Source organism: Erythrobacter sp. (assembly GCF_036351135.1).
In the GTDB taxonomy this organism is placed as follows: domain Bacteria; phylum Pseudomonadota; class Alphaproteobacteria; order Sphingomonadales; family Sphingomonadaceae; genus Erythrobacter.
This window is the reverse complement of sequence record NZ_JAZBON010000027.1, coordinates 249,173-267,373: the sequence shown is the minus strand read 5'-3', so window position 1 is coordinate 267,373 and position 18,201 is coordinate 249,173. Positions and strand designations below refer to the sequence as shown.

The 18,201-nt window shown below is 65.7% G+C and carries 18 protein-coding genes; 7 read left to right on the top strand and 11 right to left on the bottom strand.

Translation table 11 applies throughout. The annotated features are described in order from the left end of the window. Positions 1-99: 99 nt before the first annotated feature. The gene (locus V2I30_RS10895) at positions 100-597 is read right to left on the bottom strand and encodes a GAF domain-containing protein (protein ID WP_330662182.1); all 498 of its coding nucleotides are present in this window, start codon (positions 595-597) and stop codon (positions 100-102) included. 67 nt (positions 598-664) lie between these two features. Here V2I30_RS10895 and V2I30_RS10890 point away from each other — a divergent pair, with 67 nt between their 5' ends. Then, positions 665-2,155 carry a PQQ-dependent sugar dehydrogenase gene (locus V2I30_RS10890; protein ID WP_442896931.1) on the top strand — a complete coding sequence of 497 codons (1,491 nt, stop codon included), beginning with the start codon at positions 665-667 and terminating at the stop codon, positions 2,153-2,155. Positions 2,156-2,175: 20 nt separating this feature from the next. Here the strand turns inward: V2I30_RS10890 and V2I30_RS10885 are convergent, their stop codons facing one another. Then, complete coding sequence (locus V2I30_RS10885) at positions 2,176-3,918, bottom strand: acyl-CoA dehydrogenase (protein ID WP_330662180.1); 1,743 nt, start codon at positions 3,916-3,918, stop codon at positions 2,176-2,178. Between the two features lie 62 nt (positions 3,919-3,980). Between V2I30_RS10885 and V2I30_RS10880 the strand changes: the two genes are divergently transcribed. Further along, the gene (locus tag V2I30_RS10880) at positions 3,981-4,943 is read left to right on the top strand and encodes an L-threonylcarbamoyladenylate synthase (protein ID WP_330662179.1); all 963 of its coding nucleotides are present in this window, start codon (positions 3,981-3,983) and stop codon (positions 4,941-4,943) included. Here V2I30_RS10880 and V2I30_RS10875 read toward each other — a convergent pair. The 7 genes from V2I30_RS10875 to V2I30_RS10845 all read right to left on the bottom strand — a co-directional run bounded on the left by V2I30_RS10875 (position 4,940) and on the right by V2I30_RS10845 (position 11,295). Continuing rightward, complete coding sequence (locus V2I30_RS10875) at positions 4,940-5,287, bottom strand: hypothetical protein (RefSeq protein ID WP_330662178.1); 348 nt, start codon at positions 5,285-5,287, stop codon at positions 4,940-4,942. The genes V2I30_RS10880 and V2I30_RS10875 overlap by 4 nt on opposite strands. A 60-nt stretch (positions 5,288-5,347) precedes the next feature. Continuing rightward, positions 5,348-6,085 carry a head GIN domain-containing protein gene (locus V2I30_RS10870; protein ID WP_330662177.1) on the bottom strand — a complete coding sequence of 246 codons (738 nt, stop codon included), beginning with the start codon at positions 6,083-6,085 and terminating at the stop codon, positions 5,348-5,350. A gap of 182 nt (positions 6,086-6,267) precedes the next feature. Continuing rightward, positions 6,268-6,804, bottom strand: a complete 537-nt coding sequence (locus V2I30_RS10865) for a CarD family transcriptional regulator (protein WP_330662176.1) — start codon at positions 6,802-6,804, stop codon at positions 6,268-6,270. A gap of 225 nt (positions 6,805-7,029) precedes the next feature. Beyond that, entirely contained in the window at positions 7,030-7,902 is an 873-nt protein-coding gene (locus tag V2I30_RS10860) for a YihY/virulence factor BrkB family protein (protein WP_330662175.1), read from the bottom strand. Then, positions 7,889-8,227 (bottom strand): ferredoxin FdxA, encoded by a 339-nt coding sequence (gene fdxA / locus V2I30_RS10855; RefSeq protein WP_330662174.1) that lies wholly within the window; start codon positions 8,225-8,227, stop codon positions 7,889-7,891. The genes V2I30_RS10860 and fdxA overlap by 14 nt, the downstream gene beginning before the upstream one ends. Before the next feature lie 123 nt (positions 8,228-8,350). Further along, complete coding sequence (locus V2I30_RS10850; RefSeq protein WP_330662173.1) at positions 8,351-8,674, bottom strand: S4 domain-containing protein; 324 nt, start codon at positions 8,672-8,674, stop codon at positions 8,351-8,353. After that, positions 8,671-11,295 carry a helicase-related protein gene (locus tag V2I30_RS10845; protein WP_330662366.1) on the bottom strand — a complete coding sequence of 875 codons (2,625 nt, stop codon included), beginning with the start codon at positions 11,293-11,295 and terminating at the stop codon, positions 8,671-8,673. The genes V2I30_RS10850 and V2I30_RS10845 overlap by 4 nt, the downstream gene beginning before the upstream one ends. Before the next feature lie 294 nt (positions 11,296-11,589). Between V2I30_RS10845 and V2I30_RS10840 the strand changes: the two genes are divergently transcribed. The 5 genes from V2I30_RS10840 (at position 11,590) to V2I30_RS10820 (ending at position 16,008) form a co-directional block, all read left to right on the top strand. Then, the gene (locus V2I30_RS10840) at positions 11,590-13,260 is read left to right on the top strand and encodes a peptidoglycan DD-metalloendopeptidase family protein (protein ID WP_442896930.1); all 1,671 of its coding nucleotides are present in this window, start codon (positions 11,590-11,592) and stop codon (positions 13,258-13,260) included. Between the two features lie 68 nt (positions 13,261-13,328). Beyond that, complete coding sequence (gene hemB, locus V2I30_RS10835; protein ID WP_330662171.1) at positions 13,329-14,324, top strand: porphobilinogen synthase; 996 nt, start codon at positions 13,329-13,331, stop codon at positions 14,322-14,324. Further along, on the top strand, positions 14,317-14,886 hold the full coding sequence (locus tag V2I30_RS10830; protein WP_330662170.1) for a GNAT family N-acetyltransferase: 570 nt from the start codon (positions 14,317-14,319) through the stop codon (positions 14,884-14,886). Before hemB ends, V2I30_RS10830 begins: the two co-directional genes overlap by 8 nt. Next, a complete protein-coding gene (locus tag V2I30_RS10825) occupies positions 14,879-15,436 on the top strand; it encodes a GNAT family N-acetyltransferase (RefSeq protein ID WP_330662169.1) in 558 nt (185 codons plus the stop codon). The genes V2I30_RS10830 and V2I30_RS10825 overlap by 8 nt, the downstream gene beginning before the upstream one ends. Beyond that, positions 15,433-16,008, top strand: a complete 576-nt coding sequence (locus V2I30_RS10820) for a gamma carbonic anhydrase family protein (RefSeq protein WP_330662168.1) — start codon at positions 15,433-15,435, stop codon at positions 16,006-16,008. The genes V2I30_RS10825 and V2I30_RS10820 overlap by 4 nt, the downstream gene beginning before the upstream one ends. A 3-nt stretch (positions 16,009-16,011) precedes the next feature. On the opposite strand, the gene V2I30_RS10815 is transcribed toward V2I30_RS10820, so the two are convergent. Both V2I30_RS10815 and V2I30_RS10810 read right to left on the bottom strand, forming a co-directional pair. Next, a complete protein-coding gene (locus V2I30_RS10815; protein ID WP_330662167.1) occupies positions 16,012-16,530 on the bottom strand; it encodes a DUF1993 domain-containing protein in 519 nt (172 codons plus the stop codon). Between the two features lie 50 nt (positions 16,531-16,580). Beyond that, the gene (locus V2I30_RS10810) at positions 16,581-18,176 is read right to left on the bottom strand and encodes a cisplatin damage response ATP-dependent DNA ligase (protein WP_330662166.1); all 1,596 of its coding nucleotides are present in this window, start codon (positions 18,174-18,176) and stop codon (positions 16,581-16,583) included. Between the last annotated feature and the right edge of the window lie 25 nt (positions 18,177-18,201).

Genomic DNA, 18,201 nt, shown 5'->3' with positions numbered 1-18,201 from the left:
TTCCGTTTACCAGAGCTAATTGCGAGGAACCAAGTCGCCCAGCGCCCACTGTGTCGTTTCGGAACGCTCACGCCCGCTTGCCCTATCAGATGCCGCACCTTAGATCCGGTCCGCCAGAAGCTCGGCGAGCGCTTCGATCCCGGTAGCGTCCTCGGGGCCGAAGCGCGCAGGGTCGGGGCTGTCGAGGTCGATCACCGCGATCACCTGCCCGCCCTTGACGACCGGCACCACCAGTTCGGACCGGGTCTCGGCATCGCAGGCGATGTGCCCCGGAAAGGCATGGACGTCCTCCACCAGCTGCGTTTCCATATCCCGTGCCGCGATCCCGCACACGCCCTGGCCGATCGGAATTCGGATACAGGCGGGCCGCCCCATGAACGGGCCGAGCACCAGCTCGCTCTCGCCTCGCGCAGTCGCGCCCATCCGGTAGAAGCCCGCCCAGTTCAGCTGCGGGATGAACTCCCACATCAGCGCGGCGACATTGGCCATATTGGCGACTGCGTCGCTTTCGTCTGTCGTCAGTGCGTCCGCCGCATTGTGCAGTTCACGATAAAGCTCGGGCGCCGCGAGCCCCTCCTCGGTTTTGAAGTCGTACACTGCGTTCTCCCTTCCGGCGCGCACTAAGCAGTTGTCGCCCGTGCCCTCGTCACTTATCGCGCTTCAGATGGGCATCATTCGCAAACTCGCAATCGCTCTGGCCGCCTTCGTGGTGGTCGTCGGCGCGGCGCTTTACTTCCTGTCGCGCGGCGACACCGCCGATCTGACCGTTGCCGAGGTGACGGGGACCGACCCGGTCCTGCAGGCACCCGAGGCGGAAACGATCCCGACCGTCCAGATTGCCGAGCCCGTCGGCTGGGACGAGGGCGAGGCGCCCGTCGCGGCGGCGGGGCTTAGCGTCAACAGGTTTGCCGAAGGGCTAGACCATCCGCGCGTGCTCTATACGCTTCCCAATGGCGATGTGCTGGTGACCCTCACCCGCGCGCCGAATGTCGAAACGCAAGGCGATGACGGGATCTTCGCGACGATCCGCGAGTGGGTCGCTGGTCTGTTATTCGCAGAGGCGGGCGCCGCAGGAGAGAGCGCGGACGAGGTCGTGCTACTGCGCGATGCGGATGGTGACGGGGTCGCAGAGGTTCGGCAGACCATCCTTGATGCGAGCAACGGCATGGAATCGCCCTCGGGCATAAGCTGGCATGACGGCACGCTTTATATCGCCAACCACAATGCGGTGCTGGCCTTCGATTATGCGCTCGGCGACGGGCAGGTTGCGGGCGAGGGTCGCAAGATCATGGATCTCGCGCCGGGCGGGGGCCATTGGATGCGAAACCTCGAAGTCCATCCCGAAGGCGACCGCCTCTATGTCGCGGTCGGCTCGGTCAGCAATATCGGCGAGTCGGGCATGGCGGTCGAGGAAGGTCGCGCGATGATCTGGGAACTGCCGCTAGATACCGAGCGTCCGCGGCCCTTTGCAGTCGGTCTGCGCAATCCCAACGGCCTCGATTTCAGCCCGTGGTCGGGCGAGCTCTGGACCACGGTCAACGAGCGTGACATGCTGGGATCGGACCTCGTGCCCGACTATCTCACCAATGTTCCGGTTGGCGCGCAATATGGCTGGCCCTGGGTCTACTACAAGAACAACATCGATCGCCGGGTCGAGGCGCCGATGCCCAACTACCTGATCGAATATACCCGCTATCCCGAATATGCGCTTGGCCCGCATGTCGCCGCCCTGGGCTTCGTCTTCACCGCCGAGGGACACCGGATGGGAAGCGACTTCGCGAGCGGCGCCTTCGTGGCGCGGCACGGCTCGTGGAACCGCAAGCCGCCTTCGGGTTATGATGTGGTCTACGTCGCTTTCGACGAGCGCGGCAATCCCACGGGACAGCCGGAGATGGTGCTGGGCGGATTTCTAAACGATGACGGCACCACCAAGGGCCGCCCGACCTGGGTCGAATGGGCGAGCGACGGCGCGCTGCTGGTGTCGGACGACACGGCGGGCATCATTTGGCGCACGCTCGCGCCCGACAGCGAAGCGGGCGCGGCAATCGAACAGGTGACCGGCGAGCCGTTGCGGCCACAGCGCGAACTGGTCGATCCGCGCGCGACTTTCGAAGAGGATTATCTGCGCGAGCAGGCGGGGCAGCGCGTGCGGTAATTTACGCCTGCGCGCCGTCGTCAGCCGGCAAGCGCGTCCATCGGCAGCACATAGAGCGGATCGGCGCCGGCTTGCGCGCTGGCTTTAAGCCCGCTCGCTTCCGGCACGATGCGATCGAGGAAAAAGCGCGCGGTGACCGGTTTGCTTTGTGCGAGCGCCGGCGCTGCTCCGCCCGCCACCGCTTCCATCTGGCGCAGCAATTGCCACCCGGCGACGGCGACCGCGGCCATGGTGCAGAACGGCACGCTACCCGCGAGCCGATCGTCGAGGCTCGCTTCGCCCTGCATCCAGCGCGCAACCGCGGCGCAATCCGCGGCGAGTGCGGCGAGTGCGCTTTCGTCCTTCGCCGCGCCGGCGATCTCCTCGAACAGCGCAATCATGGGTTCGCCGCCTTCGAGGCCGAGCTTACGCGTCACGAGGTCGGCGGCCTGAATGCCGTTGGTCCCCTCGTAGATCGGGGCGATCTTCGAATCGCGCCAATGCTGTGCGGCGCCGGTCTCCTCGACGAAGCCCATGCCGCCATGCACCTGCACTCCGATCCCGGCAATCTCGACGCCGACGTCGGTGCCCCATGCCTTGAGCAGCGGCACCAGGATTTCGGCCCGCGTCTTGGCCGCCGCATCGCCGATCGTGCCGCGATCGACCAGGCCGGCGCAGTAATAGAGCAGCGCACGCGCGCCCTCGGTGAGCGCCTTCATGCGCAGGATCATGCGGCGGACGTCGGGATGTTCTATGATCGCGACCGGCGTCTTGTCCGGCGAACCGGCTCTGGCCGATTGCACCCGGTCGAGCGCGTAAGCCAGAGCCTGTTGCGTCGCTCGCTCGCCGATCTGCACGCCCTGGTTGCCGACATTGATGCGCGCATTGTTCATCATCGTGAACATCGCCGCGAGCCCGCGATTCTCCGCGCCAACCAGCTCGCCGATGCACTCGCCATTGTCGCCATAGGACATGACGCAGGTGGGCGAGGCATTGATGCCCAGCTTGTGCTCGAGGCTGACGGGCCGCAGATCGTTGCGCGGACCGAGCTTGCCATCGTCGTTCACATGATACTTGGGCACGAGGAACAGCGAGATCCCGCGCGAGCCTTCGGGCGCATCGGGCAGGCGTGCAAGCACGAGGTGAACGATGTTCTCGGCCAGCTCGTGATCGCCCCAGGTGATATAGATTTTCTGGCCGGCAATGCGATATTTGCCCGCGTGCGGCCCCTCGGCGATCGGCTCGGCCGTCGAACGCAGCGCGCCGACATCGCTGCCCGCCGCCGGCTCGGTAAGGTTCATCGTACCCGACCATTTGCCGCTGATGAGATCGGGCAGATATCTCGCCTGCTGATCCGCGCTGCCATGATGTTCGAGCGCCTCGATCGCGCCGACCGAAAGCATCGGCAGAAGCGTGAACGCCATGTTCGCCGCGCCGAGATTTTCCAGGACGTTGCACGACAGGGTGAAGGGCAGCCCCTGGCCGCCATGCTCGGCGGCGCTGGCGATCGTGTTCCAACCCTGTTCGACATAGGCGTCATAGGCTTCGGCGAAGCCATCGGGCAGGCGCACCACGCCGTTCTCGAGCCGCGCCCCTTCGAGATCGCCAACCCGGTTCAATGGCGCGAACTCGCCGGCGGCGAACTCGCCGACCCCGCCAACGATCGCCTCGACGAGATCGGGCTCGGCATGGGCGAATTTGTCCGACTTTGCGAGTTCCTCGATCCCGGCATTGACGCGGATGGCGAGCAATTGCTCCTGGGTCGGCGGGGTGTAGGGTGTCACGGCGGGGCAGTCCTTCGGGTTCGCGCTTGGCAAGCTGTGCCCGCCGATATAGCGCGCAAGCCATGTCCGGCAAGAACGCCCCTCATGGCGAGCATGCAAAGCTGCTCGTGCCCGACGAGGGGGGCATCGGCGAGGCCGCTGCGATCCTGCGCTCCGGAGGGCTGGTCGCAGTGCCGACGGAAACCGTTTACGGCCTTGCCGCGCGGGCCGACAGTGCCGAGGCGGTGGCGCGCATCTATGCGACCAAGGGGCGGCCCGACTTCAATCCGCTGATCGTTCACGTGCAGGGCCTGGACCAGGCGCAGAGGTTGGCGCGGTTCGATCGGCGCGCGCTGGATTTGGCCGAACGGTTCTGGCCCGGTCCGCTGACGCTGGTTTTGCCATTGGCTGAAAGCGCATCGGTGGCGGCGGCGGTAACGGCGGGCCTGCCGACCATCGCGCTGCGCCAGCCCGAACACCGGGTGATGCAGAGATTGCTCGAGCGAGTCGGCACCCCCCTCGCGGCCCCTTCGGCCAATCGGAGCGCCGAACTCAGCCCGACCCAGCCCGACCATGTTGTCCGCTCGCTTGGCGATGCGTGTCCGCCGCTGCTCGATGGCGGGCCGTGCCGGGCAGGGCTCGAATCGACGATAGTTGCGCTGCGCGACAATGGCGCTTGGTCGCTGCTGCGTCCCGGACCTGTAACCCGCGAGACTTTGGCGCGGATACTCGGAGTGGACTTAGAGGAGGCTTCCGATGGTATCGAGGCGCCCGGCCAGCTCGCGCGGCATTATTCGCCGGGCAAGCCGATCCGGCTCGGCGCCGAGCTTGCGGCGCCCGACGAATATCTCATCGGGTTCGGCGCCCTTGCGGGGGATTGCACCTTGTCGCGAGACGGCGATCTCAGCGAAGCGGCCGCACGCCTTTACGAATGTCTGCACCGTGCTGCGGCGGCGCCGTCGCCCGCCATTGCTGTTGCGCCGATCCCTGATGAGGGGATCGGCCAGGCGATCAACGACCGGTTGCGGCGGGCGGCCAGCGACTAATCCTCGGGCGGCTCGACCGGGATCGTGGGGAGCAGTTCCTCGATCTCGGCATAGGTTGCGCGCGCATCCACGCATGCTCCGCGGTCCCCGTCCTCGCAGTCTTCAAGCTCTTCGCGGTAGCGTCGCTCGAGCTTGGCCAAGCGCTCTTCGCGCCGCCTGATCTCGCGGCCGCGCTTCTCGTCGGCTTCAGACTGGCTGGTTGTCGCGAGATCGATCGCCTTGCTGCCGATCCGGATCGGCGCGGTCACGACATCCGCCGCGGTGCGCAGCAGGCAGCCGGGCAGGGTGAGCGAAAACGCGGTCAACGCGACAACGGCGAGTATCGGGGCGGGGCGTGCGACCATCGGGTCAGCCTCGCCTTCCAATACTCGCTAAGCAAGCAATGATTGCGCGTCTCGCGGCGCTTACTTGCCCGCGCCGCCCATTGCCGTGCGCGTGTTGTCGCAGCGAAGGGTGCCCGACCCGGCACTTTCAAGCGAGCAATCCGCCGAACCGCTCACCACGACATCGCCCGACCCGGCGATCTCGGCATGGACCTTGCCGTCCGAGGACAGTCGCACATCGCCCGACCCCGCAATCTCGATATTCGCATCGTCGGCGGTGAGAGCGGTGAAATCGACATCGCCCGATCCCGCGATCTCGATCGTCAGACGTTGTGCGCTGCCGGCGCCGGCGACCTTGCCCGATCCTGCGATCTCGACATCGAGCGTGTCGGCTACGATCCGGTCGACGGTCACGCGACCCGATCCCGCGATCTCAATGTCGCCCGATGGTGCGAGGCTGTCGGCGTCGATGGTGCCGCTACCGGCCAATTCGAATATGCGGGGAGAGGGCATTGTCAGCCTTACGGTTGCGCGTCCCGACCCGTCGAAGATGCTGCTGTCGCGCGCGATGGTCAGCGTGTCGCCGTCGCGGCTGAAGCGCAGTGCCTCGCCCGCCTCGCGGTCGCCTTCGAGTGCGATGTCGAACCCGTCGCCGTCGACGATGACGACGCGGTCCGGCCCCGCCAGCTCGATCGCTGTCGGCGCGCTATCGCCGGGATCGAATTCTGCGAAAGGCTCACCCCCTACCTCGCCATAATCGTTCATGTAAGCGCAGCCCGACAAGGCAGCGCCCATGCCGAGTGCGATAAACGGGGCCATGCGCGCACGAACCCACCGAGAGACTTTACCCATCATGTCGATACTCCTCCATGTCCCCTTGCGTATTGCGCGTATAATACACCTCCCAACGCCGCACAAGCAAAAGGGGCCGCACCCAAACCAGGAACGGCCCCTTCAGCAATTTTCAGCATTTGTCGGCGGCCTATGCGGCGCCGGCGCGCTTATTTGTCGTCGTCGTCATTGTCGTAATATTGCGGCGCATGTTCGCGCAGCACTTCGAGAATCTTCTCGAGCGCGGTCGCCTCGTCGGTCTCCTCCATCGCGCCCAGCTCGCGCGCGAGGCGGCTGGAGGCGGCTTCGAAAATCTGACGTTCGGAATAGCTCTGCTCGGGCTGATCTTCGGGCCGGAACAGGTCGCGCGTGACCTCGGCGATCAGGACGATCTCGCCCGAATTGATCTTCGCCTCGTATTCCTGTGCGCGGCGCGACCACATGGTGCGCTTGACCTTAGGCTTACCCTTCAAGGTCTCCATGGCTTCCTTGAGCGTCTTGTCGCTGGACAGCTTGCGCATGCCAATCGATTCGACCTTGTTTACGGGCACGCGCAGGGTCATGCGCTCCTTCTCGAAACGCAGCACGTAGAGCTCGAGCTGCATGCCGGCGATCTCTTCACTCTGCAGTTCAATTACACGGCCCACGCCGTGCTTGGGGTACACCACATAGTCGCCTACGGTGAAGGCGGGCGCATTGCTTGCCATGCGTATTCCTTTCGTCGCGGCCTCCGGCAGACACGGGACACGTTACGCTGGCGCCGCCACCTTCTCCCTTGCGAAAGGGGGACAGGGGCCGCACCGATACCGTCCTCGCGATCTCGCTGCTGGGTGTTGGCCTTTTTCAAATCTCACTGAGCCACGGCCGGGACCATCCGACGCGGTTGGTACATTATATAACACGATTGCAACAAAAATGCGAGTCGCGACTCGCTAGCGGTTCGCGCGGCGCGATTCGGCGGCGATATGCGCGCCCAGCAACAGGGCATAGGCGCTGAGGAACAGCCAGGTCAGCAGCACCACGATCGCGCCCAGCGAACCGTAGGTCGCGTTGTAATTGCCGAAATTGGACGCGTAGAAGCCAAAGCCGGCGCTCGCGATCATCCAGAGGAGGGCAAAAGGGATCGCACCGCGCAGCGCGTCGGCAAAGGTCACGTGATCGACATTGGGCACGATACGATAGGCGAGCAGCGTTCCGCCAAGGCCGGCAAGTCCGACCGCGAGAAAACTGGCAAAGGCCCCGCCGCTGCCCGGCAGGACGAACGCGACCAGCGCGGTTGCCGCGACCAGCAAGCCTGCCGCCAGGATCGCCCCGATCGTGATGCACAGTGCCAGCAGATTTGCCTTGACGAAGCCGCGCCCTTCGCGCGCTTCGAAGGCAACATTGAATGCCTTGATCACCGCTCCGGCGGCCACACGAGCGCCGAACAGCGAGATGGCGATCGCCGCGATCAGGGCCAGACCCTTGGTGCCCGAGCGCCGATCGGTGATAGCGTCCAGCTGTTCGATGACGAGGTCGCTCGCGCTTGCCGGCAGAGATTCGGCGAGGCTCGCAGCGTGCTGCGCTACCGTCTGCGGATCGGCGATTACGCCGTAGGTGAGGATCGATGCGGCAAGCAGGGGAATGAATGAGAGGAAGGCGTAATAGGCAATGCCGGCAGCAAGCAGCCCGGCATTGTGCTCCTGCGCATGCGCCCAGGCCCCTTTAGCGATTTTCGTATAATTGCCCACCTTGCGTTCAACCGACGAACCGGCCGGCGCGTTCCCGTTCGCAACCCGGTCGCAGTGCCATTCAATCGCCTTCACCGGGTTCGGCGCTGAAATATTTCTCGAACTTGCCCGGTTCGCCCTTGTGCTCGTCGGCGTCGGTGGGCGGTTCCTTCTGCCCGGTGATATTGGGCCACTCGGCGGAGAACTTGGTGTTGAGTTCGAGCCATTTTTCGAGGCCGCTCTCGGTATCGGGCAGGATCGCTTCGGCGGGGCATTCGGGCTCGCACACGCCGCAATCGATGCATTCGCTGGGGTTGATCACCAGCATGTTCTCGCCTTCGTAGAAGCAGTCGACCGGACACACTTCGACGCAGTCGGTGTATTTGCATTTGATGCAATCTTCGGTGACGACATAGGTCATTTAAAAGCGTCTTTCGTGAGGAGAAGGCCGGTCCGCGTGAGGCTTGGCCACACATGAAGGAGCTATATACAATCGAGCGGGCGGGCCGGGCAGCGATTTTTGCTTGCGCGCTGCTAAGGGGAACTAACCCTGTCGGTCAAGTGCCTGCTCCAGGCTCCGATCGGAGCTGCGGTCGAGCTCGCGATAACAGGCGCGTGCCAGTGTCGGCGAGGCGCGGCGGTCGGGCAGAGCGAGCACCTCGACGATGCGCACCTGCGAGCCAGCCATGAAGGTTAGCACGTCCCCGATCGCGACATGTTCGCTGACCCGTTCGACCCGGCGGCGGTTGATGCGCAAGGCCCTCTTCTCGATCATCTGCCGCGCAATCGAGCGGGTCCGGGCAAAGCGCAGATAAACGAGCGCCCGATCGAGCCGCATCCTCGCGCCCTCGCCGGATGATGCGTTCATGGCTTGAGCAGGTCCGCCAGCTTGTCGAAAGCGCCGCTCGCCCGTGCGGGGCCGGTATCGTGGCGGGGGGCGGGCTTGCCCTGCCGCTTATCATGCCGCTTGCTTTGCTGATGCTTGCCGCTTCGCTGTTTCCCGCGCGCCTGACCTTTACCGGGCCGCGCTCCCTCATTGGATCGTTTGTCTTGCGACGGCGCGCCGCGACCTCGCGCCTTGCGCCGGCGCGGCCTGTCGCGCTCGCCGGCGCGGCGCGGTCGCCAAGTCCAGCTGTCGGGCGCGGGTGGGCCCTGAGCTTCCTCTGGGAGACCGCGGGCGCGTTGCAGGCGGAAACCGGCGCTGCCGAGCAGGCGGCGGGCGTTCTCTTCTTCCAGACCGATCGAAACCGGCAGAGCGAGATCGACGCGAAAGCGTAAGGCTCGCTGTTCCTTCGCCTTTTCGCCAGCCTTCGCCCGCGCCTCGAAAGCCGAGCGCAAAATCTTCTCTGCCAGGTCGACGCGAATGAGCTGGGTTCCCGCCAGGCGATAGCCCGCGGGGATCGCCTTTGCTTCGCCGAGCACGGGCAACATCGCCTCTTGCAACGGGCGGGAGTCCAGCCCCAGCGCATGCAGCAACTGCCGCGGCGCCGGTTTCAGCAGGTCGCGCGCAAAGATGTCGAGCGCGCCGAAAGTGACGCCGAGCCGCCGCAGGAAGGGCCGCGTTTCCTTGGGCAGATGTTCGAGACCCGCCTTCTCGCGGCTGACGACGCCGCGCGCATCGACCAGCGTGATGAGCAGAGCGCGCGCCTCGCTGCCAGCCTTCGGATCGCGGGCCGCCTCGGCGAGCTTGCGCAAGGGTGCAAGCGGTTCGAGCCTGGCGCGCAGCCACGCCGCCAGCCCCGCTTCGAGCTTCGCGCGCGCCGCTTCGGGCAGGGCAGCAATCTCGCGCGGGAAAGTCAGGCGCGGGTCGCCGAAATCGTTTGGCAGTTCGATCGCCGCCAGCGGATGGCCCTGCCACGCAATCGAGCCCGCCTCGATCGCAAGGTCCTCCTGCCCCGCGGCGAGCAATTGATCCACCCGTCGCGCGAGGATCGCGGGCAGCGCCTTTTCCCCCGCCGCCAGCAACATCTTGCGATCGGCGAGCGCCGCGTCGGGATCGACCGCGAAACGAAAGCCGTCGAGCCGCCCGATCGCCTCCCCCTCGACGCAGACCCGCCCATCGGGCTCGAGCGTGACCGGCAGCGCTTCGCCATCCTGTCCCAGCGATTTCATCAAAATGGTCGTCCTCCGATTGACGAAACGTTCGGTAAGCTGCGCATGCAGCGCATCCGACAGCCGCGCCTCGACCGCGCGTGCCCGGGCCGCCATTTCGTCGCGGGCGAGCACCCAGTCGGGGCGCTGGCAGATATAGGCCCAGGAACGGATCGCCGCTATCCTTCCCTGCAGCGTGTCGATATCGCCGCGCGTCCGGTCGAGCTCCGCGATGCGCGCGGCGACGAAGTCCGCGCCGAGATAGCCCCCGCGCAGATCCTGCCACAGGCGCGCGACGAAGCGGGCATGGGGATCGACGCCGAGCTGGCGGAAATCGGGAAGCGAGCAGGCTTCCCAGAAACGGCGGACCTGCCCCGCCCCTCGCACGTCGTCGGCAATAGGTTCGCCGGCAAGCCGCTTGAGCACCGCCAGATCGATCGCCTCGGGTGCCGCGCGCAAGACCTCGTGCTCGGGCCGCGTTTCAAGGTCGGCAATCAGCGTATCGAGCGTATCGAAACGCGGCTCCGCCTCGCGCCAATAGAGCTGGGTGAGCGGCGCGAAACGATGCTCCTCGATCGCGTAGATTTCTTCCTCGGTGAGTTCGAGCGGCGCGCCGGTGCGGGTGCCGCCGCCGGTCAGCGTGCCGAAGCTGCCGTCGCGTTGATGCCGCCCGGCGCGCCCTGCGATCTGCGCCATTTCGGCGGGCGTCAATCGGCGCTTGCGCCGTCCGTCGAACTTTGTCAGCGCAGCGAAGGCGACGTGGTTGAGATCCAGATTGAGGCCCATGCCGATCGCGTCGGTGGCGACGATGTAATCGACCTCGCCGTTCTGAAAGAGCTCGACCTGGCGGTTGCGCGTCTCGGGTGAAAGCGCGCCCATCACCACGGCCGCGCCGCCGCGAAACCGCTTCAGCGCCTCGGCCATCGCATAGACCTGTTCGGCGGAGAAGGCGACGATCGCGCTGCGCGGGGGCAGGCGCGAGAGCTTCGCCTGTCCGGCGTGGGTCAGCGTCGAAAAGCGCGGACGATCGACCATTTCGGCGCGCGGGATCAGCTGTTTGACCAGCGGCTCGAGCGTTGCGGAACCGAGGATCATCGTCTCCTCGCGGCCCCTCGCGTTTAGCAGCCGGTCGGTGAAGATATGGCCGCGCTCGGGATCGGCGCCGATCTGCGCCTCGTCGATGCCGACAAAAGCATGCGGCCCGTTCTTTCCCGCGCCCAGTCGGTCCATCGCCTCCATCGTGCATAGGAAATATCGCGCATCGGGCGGCTCTATCCGTTCTTCGCCGGTAATCAGCGCGACCGCCTTTTCGCCCTTGATCGCGCGCACCCGGTCATAGACCTCGCGCGCGAGCAGGCGCAACGGGAAGCCCATCATTCCGCTCGAATGGCCGCACATCCGTTCGATCGCGAGATGCGTCTTGCCAGTATTCGTCGGACCGAGGACGGCGCGCACATTCGCGTCGTCAATGCGGGATCGGGGCGGAGCGGAGGGGAGGTGGGAAGGCACGCTGGCACCCGTCATGTCAAAGCCTGCGCCATCGGGCAATGGGCAAGGGCGGCAATGAATGCGCCGGAAAGGTGCAACGCTTCGCCGCATCGCGATCTTTCCCGGTCGCGCATTAAGTGCAGGTTTACCTTGATCCGCCATGGCTGTATCGCGCTTTCGACGTTGCCTGCACAAACCATGACGATGTATCCCGCCTCCCTTCGCCGCGATGCAGATGACAACGGCCCTTCGCCGATCGATCCGCAGGCTTCGCGCGCGGTCGCCTCCTATTTCGACAATGCGCGAAAGGACGCAGTCCCTTCGGGTTCGCAGAAGGTACGGCGGCAGGTGCTCGCGCGTGTCCAGGGATGGCGCGCGCGCTACGACGAATGGCAGGTGCGCACAGGTGCGTTTTTCGAACGTGCGGATCTCGCGCCGGACCTTGCCGAGGATATCGGCAGCCGGCGCTGGTTCCGCGGCCTTGGCACGATGGTGGCGCTGGGGGCACTGGCCTTCGCCTTCTGGCCTAACCTGACCCCGCTCGAAGCGCGCAGCGCGATGCCCGCCGGCGCGGACATACAGGACGAGTTTCGCAGCCAGACGATCATGCCGCTGGCGCTGGGCGCCGATAGCGGACGACGCATGGGGCCGACCGCGGCGGTCCTCCCGCTGGCGAGCGCGCCCGAGCGGCCGCAGATCGATCTCGTCGCCACGCTCGCCCCCGGCGATACTTTCGGCAGCATGTTGCGCCGCGCCGGCGTCTCCGCAACCGATGTCGGCCGGGTCAGCGCGCTGGTCGGCGACGCCATGCCGCTATCCGAGATCGAGCCGGGGACGCGGATCGACATCGTCCTCGGGCGGCGCCCCGGCGAAGGGGCGGACCGTCCGCTGGATGCGCTGCGCTTTCGCGCCCGGTTCGATCTCGAGCTTGAGGTCGGGCGCGGGATCGCCGAAGGTGCGGATGACGTCGCCGGACCTTTGTCGCTTACCCGCAACGTGATCCGCGTCGACGATACGCCGCTGCGCCTGCGCGGCACCGTCGGGCCAAGCCTTTATCGCTCGATGCGCGCCGCGGGCGTTCCGGCGAGCGCCGTACAGGATTACCTGCGCGCACTCGACGACCAGATCCAGATCGACAGCGAAGTGCGCGCCTCGGACGAATTTGACATCATTATCGCCTACAGGCGCGCGGCGACGGGCGAGAGGCAGGCGGGGCGGCTGCTCTATGCCGGGATCGATCGCGACGGCAAACCGCGCACCCAGTTGATGCGCTGGGGCGAGGACGGCCAGTTCTTCGAAGCCTCGGGCGTGGGCGAACAGCGCAGCGGTCTCGTCGCGCCGGTGCCCGGGCCGATGTCCTCGCGCTACGGGATGCGCCGTCATCCGATCCTCGGCATTCGCCGGATGCACGCAGGGCTGGACTTTCGCGCGCGTCACGGCACGCCGATCGTCGCGGTTACCGATGGACGGGTCATCTCCGCGGGCCGCGCGGGCGGCTGCGGCAACGCGGTCAAGCTTCGCCACGGCGGCGGGCTCGACACGCGCTATTGCCATATGAGCCGCATGGCGGTGCGCCGCGGTCAGAGCGTGCGGCGCGGGCAGGTGATCGGTTATGTCGGCTCCACCGGGCTTTCGACCGGGCCGCATCTGCATTACGAAATGTATCGTAATGGCCGCTCGATAAATCCGCAGAGCGTCTCCTATGTGACCCGCGCGGTGTTGTCGGGCACGGAACTCATCGATTTCCAGAGGCGCCTGATTGACCTGAAGAGGGTCGAACCCGGCGCCGCTCTGACAGATCTCGAAACGCTGCCCAGCGAAGTCGAGAAGCCGCAACGCGAGATCGAGAAGATCGGGCCGGCCTCCGCCATCTGAGACGCAGGTCCGCGGCAGCCTCGCGCCCGGATTGATCGGCCTCGCGAATTCGGGCAACACTCGCCCGCATGACGGGACATTATCCGAACACACGCCTGCGTCGCACCCGTGCGACCGGTTGGAGCCGCTCGCTTCATCGCGAAACCACCCTGTCCGCGAGCGATCTGATCTGGCCGCTTTTCGTGACATCGGGCAAGGATGCCGAAGAGCCGATCGCTTCGCTGCCCGGCGTTTCGCGCTGGTCCGTCGACGGAATCGCAGCGCGCGCGAAAGAGGCGGTGAGCCTCGGGATCCCGGTAGTCGCGCTGTTTCCCAACACGCCTGCCGAAAAGCGTTCGGACGATGGCGGGGAGGCGACCAATCCGGACAACCTCATGTGCCAGGCGATCCGCGCCATCAAAGATGCTTGCGGCGACGATCTGGGCGTGCTGACCGACGTCGCGCTCGATCCTTATACCAGCCACGGCCAGGACGGGCTGCTAGACGCGGCGGGCTACGTCACTAATGACGATACGGTCGCGGTCCTCGTCGATCAGGCGCTGAACCAGGCCGAAGCAGGCGCCGACATCATCGCCCCGTCCGACATGATGGACGGCCGGATCGGCGCGATCCGCCGCGCGCTCGAAATGGGCGGGCATCCCAATGTCCAGATCATGAGCTACGCCGCCAAGTTCGCCAGCGCGTTCTATGGCCCGTTCCGCGATGCGGTCGGCTCGGGCGGGCTACTGAAGGGCGACAAGAAGAGCTACCAGATGGACCCGGCGAATGGCGACGAAGCCCTGCGCGAGGTCGAATTCGACCTCGCCGAGGGCGCGGACAGCGTGATGGTCAAACCCGGCCTCGCCTATCTCGACATCATCTATCGCGTGCGCGAGCGGTTCGGCGTGCCCGTCTTCGCCTATCAGGTGAGCGGCGAATATGCTATGATCGAGGCGGCGCAGAGCGTCGGCGCGGGAGACCGCGACGCGCTGCTCATGGAGAAACTGCTCGCGTTCAAGCGCGCCGGTTGCAGCGGCATCCTGACCTATCACGCCCCGGTCGCCGCGCGGCTGTTGAATGGCTAAGGCCGGCGCCGGTTTTCGTCACGAGACCGAAAGGCTGATCCTGCGCGACTGGCGCGAGGAGGATTGGGCGGAATTCTGGCGCGTGACGAATACGCCCGCGGTGATGCGGTGGCTGGGCGGCGTTCTCAACGGCGCGGGCATGGAGGGCGCACGCCAGCGGCTCGCGAGCTATCGCCACGATCACGGCCACACCTTCTGGGCTCTCGAGCGCCGGGAGGACGGCGCGATCCTGGGCTTTTGCGGATTGAAGCGCTGCAACCAGCGCGGCGGTCCGATCGGGATGATGGAGGTCGGCTGGCGATTGCGCGAGGATGCCTGGGGCCAAGGCTATGCGCGAGAAGCCGCGAGCGCCGCGCTCGATCTCGCTTTCGAACGCTTCGCCGCGGATGAAGTGATCGCCTTGACCGTACAGGGCAACACATCGAGCTGGGGCCTGATGATCCGCCTCGGCATGCATCGGCGCGAGGACCTCGATTTCGACAACGACGAATTCGACCCCGAAAGCGGCACGATCATCGTCTACTCAATCACCGAGGCGCAATGGGAGCGGGCGCGTGGGTGACATCGTCCTCGAAACCGAACGGCTGGTGCTGCGCAAGGTGACCGAAGGCGATGCCGCGCTTCAGCATCGGGTCCTCAATACCCCTGCCGTCATGCAGCATCTCGGTGGGGTGAAGGAACTGCATGAGATCGAAGCCAAGCACGCCAAGACGTTGGCCCTGCAAGCGCGCAACGGCTTCGGCTTCATGATGATGATCGAGAAGGCGAGCGGCGACCTCGTCGGACATGCCGGGATGAAGCGCGTCGACAATGAGCATGCGCCCAATATCGGCGATTACGAAATCGGCTGGCTGCTGCGCGAGGATCGCTGGAGACGCGGCTACGCCTATGAAGCGATGCGCGCCGTTATCGACTGGGCGTTCGGGCCGGTCGGCGCGCCCCATGTCGTGGCGCTGACGAGCGAGGCCAATATCGGCAGTTGGAAGCTGATGGAAAAGCTCGGCATGCAACGGCGCACCGACCTCGATTTCGAAGATCCTGCCTTCCCGTCAGAAGACAATCCGGTCATCCAGTATTCGCTCACCCCCGATCAATGGGAGCTTGCAAAATGAGCCATCACGCCGCCTTCCCGGGCGTTAATATCATCCCGATCCATGGCAAGACGCCCAAGATCCACGAGACCGCCTTCGTCGCGCCGGGTTCGACGATCATCGGCGATGTCGAGATCGGAGCGGGCTCCTCGATCTGGTACAATTGCGTCTTGAGGGCCGACGTCTTCACCATCCGCATCGGTGAGCGAACTAACGTGCAGGACGGCAGCATCCTGCATTGCGACCCGCCGCGCCCGGACGATCCGGACGGCTCTCCGCTGGTGATCGGCGACGACGTGCTGATCGGTCACATGGCGATGGTGCATGGCTGCACGATCCATGACCGCGGGTTCGTCGGCTTGGGCGCGATCGCCATGAACAAGGCGGTGATCGCGAGCGATGCAATGTTGGCGGCGGGCGCCATGCTGACCGAGCGAAAGGTGATGGGGACCCGCGAACTATGGGCGGGCCGCCCGGCGAAGAAGCTGAAAGACCTGTCCGACGCCGCGATCGCCGGGATGAAGATCGGGACAGCGCATTATGCCGAGAACGCGAAGCATCACGCGGCGGCGGTGCGCGAAGCGCTGGGTTAGCGTTCAGGCCGGTCCCTTGGTCATGTAGCGCATCATGTGCCCCATGAAGTCCACCTTGCCGATGTCGAGCCCCTCGCTGCGCAGGATCGCGTAGGCGGTAACGAGGTGAAAATAGAAATTGGGCAGCGACCATTCGCGCACATATTGCGCGGCGGTCATGGTGAACTCCATATTGTTGGGAAGGGCAAGAACCACCTCGTCATCCGCTGCCTTCAATTCGCCCGCCTTGACGCCGTCCAGCAGGTCCGCCGTCCGCTCGATATGCGCCGCAGCCCCGGCGATCGTTGCCGGCTCGTCTTCCGCCTCGAGCGAGGTGAAGCTGCGCTGGGTCAGCCGGGGCAGGGCCTCCCCGGGCAGGTTGCCGACGAAACGCACCTGCGTTGACAGGGGGTGCATGTCGTCCGCAAGACGCGCGGTCAGTAGCCGATCGCCTTTCGGATGCGCTGCGGCCTTGTTCAACAGGCCTCTCATCGTGTCGAGCCGCGAGCGATAGGTGGCGATGGACTGATCATAAAGGTTCATGCGGATCTCCTTTGTGCGGGGAGACTAGCACTCCGGTTGCACTTTGCAACCTAATCGCGCACCATCGACCGCAGGGCCTCGATCCGGTCCGCCTCGTGGATAGGCTTGTCCCAGCGGATCCGATGAATGCGGGGAAAGCGCATTGCAAGGCCGCTCTTGTGGCGCTTGGAGGAATGGACGCTGTCGAAGGCGACCTCGAAGACGAGCGTGCGCTCGACCTCGCGCACCGGGCCGAACCGGTTCAGTGTTGTGCTGCGCACCACGCGGTCGAGCTTTTTCAGCTCCTCGTCGGTGAAGCCCGAATAGGCTTTTCCGACCGGCAGCAATTCCGCGCCCTTATCGGGATCGCCGTCCCAGCAGCCGAACGTGTAATCGGAAAAGAAGCTCGAGCGTTTGCCGCTGCCGCGCTGTGCATACATCAGCACCGCATCGACAAGCAGCGGATCGCGCTTCCACTTGTACCACAGGCCGACCTTGCGCCCGGCGATATAGGGGCTGTCGCGGCGCTTGAGCATCAAGCCCTCGATCGCATCGTCGCGCGTACCCTCGCGGATATCGGCCAGATGATCGAAATCGCGCGCTTCGACGAGGCCGGAAAGGTCGAAATGACTGTCCGGCAGACGCCGCATCAATTCCTCGAGCGCTTTGCGCCGCTCGGTCCAGGCGCGCGCACGCAGGTCTTCGCCCTCGATCAGCAGCGCATCGTAAAGCCGCACGAAAGCCGGCGCCTCGGCGAGCATCTTCTTGCTGACGGTCTTGCGCCCCAGCCGCTGTTGCAGCGCGTTGAAGCTCGCCGCGCCGCCCTCTTCCCCGCCCTGCTTGTCGCCCCTTACCAGCAATTCTCCATCGAGCACCGCGTCCATCGGCAGCACGTCGAGCAGCTCGGGGAAGGTCGCGGAAATGTCGTCGCCGCTGCGCGAATAGAGCCGCGTTTCGCCCCCGACCCGGACAAGCTGCACGCGGATCCCGTCCCACTTCCACTCGGCGGCGAATTCGGCGAGATCGACCCGCGTCTCCTCAAGCGGATGGGCAAGCATGAAGGGGCGAAAGCGCGGACGGTTGGCGACGTCGGGCGGCGCGGCGCCATCCGCCGCCCACGCGAACAGCTCGGGATAGGGTGGCTCCAGCGCGTGCCAGTATTCCTCGACCTCCTCGACCGCGACCTCGAAGGCCTGTGCAAAGGCAGTCTTGGCGAGCCGCGCGGAGACGCCGATCCGCATCCCCCCGGTCGCCAGCTTGATCAGCGCGTAGCGTCCGCTCGCATCGAGCCGATCGAGCAGGCGCGGCAGTTCCCTGGGTGCGGTGCTGCGATTGAGCCCGGAAAGAAACGCGACCGTTTCGGAAAGGCTGGCCGGATCCTCCTCAACCATGCCGCTTGTCGGCCACAGCAGGCTCGCCGTTTCGGCCGTGTCGCCGACGAAATCGCGGCTCAGCGTCCACAGCACCGGGTCCACCCGGTCCTTCATGAGATTGCGGATCGTCGAGGACTTCACCGCCGGAAAGTCGAGCTCGCCGGTCAGCGCGGCGAGCGCCCAGCCGCGATCGGGATAGGGCGTTTCGCGCAAGTAAGCCGCGATCAGCGCAAGCTTGCGGTTGCGGCTGGTGGTGTAGACCAGCGTGTCGAGCAGGGCCGCAAAGGCTTTCACGCTTGCCCTGCGCCCGCTTTGTCGC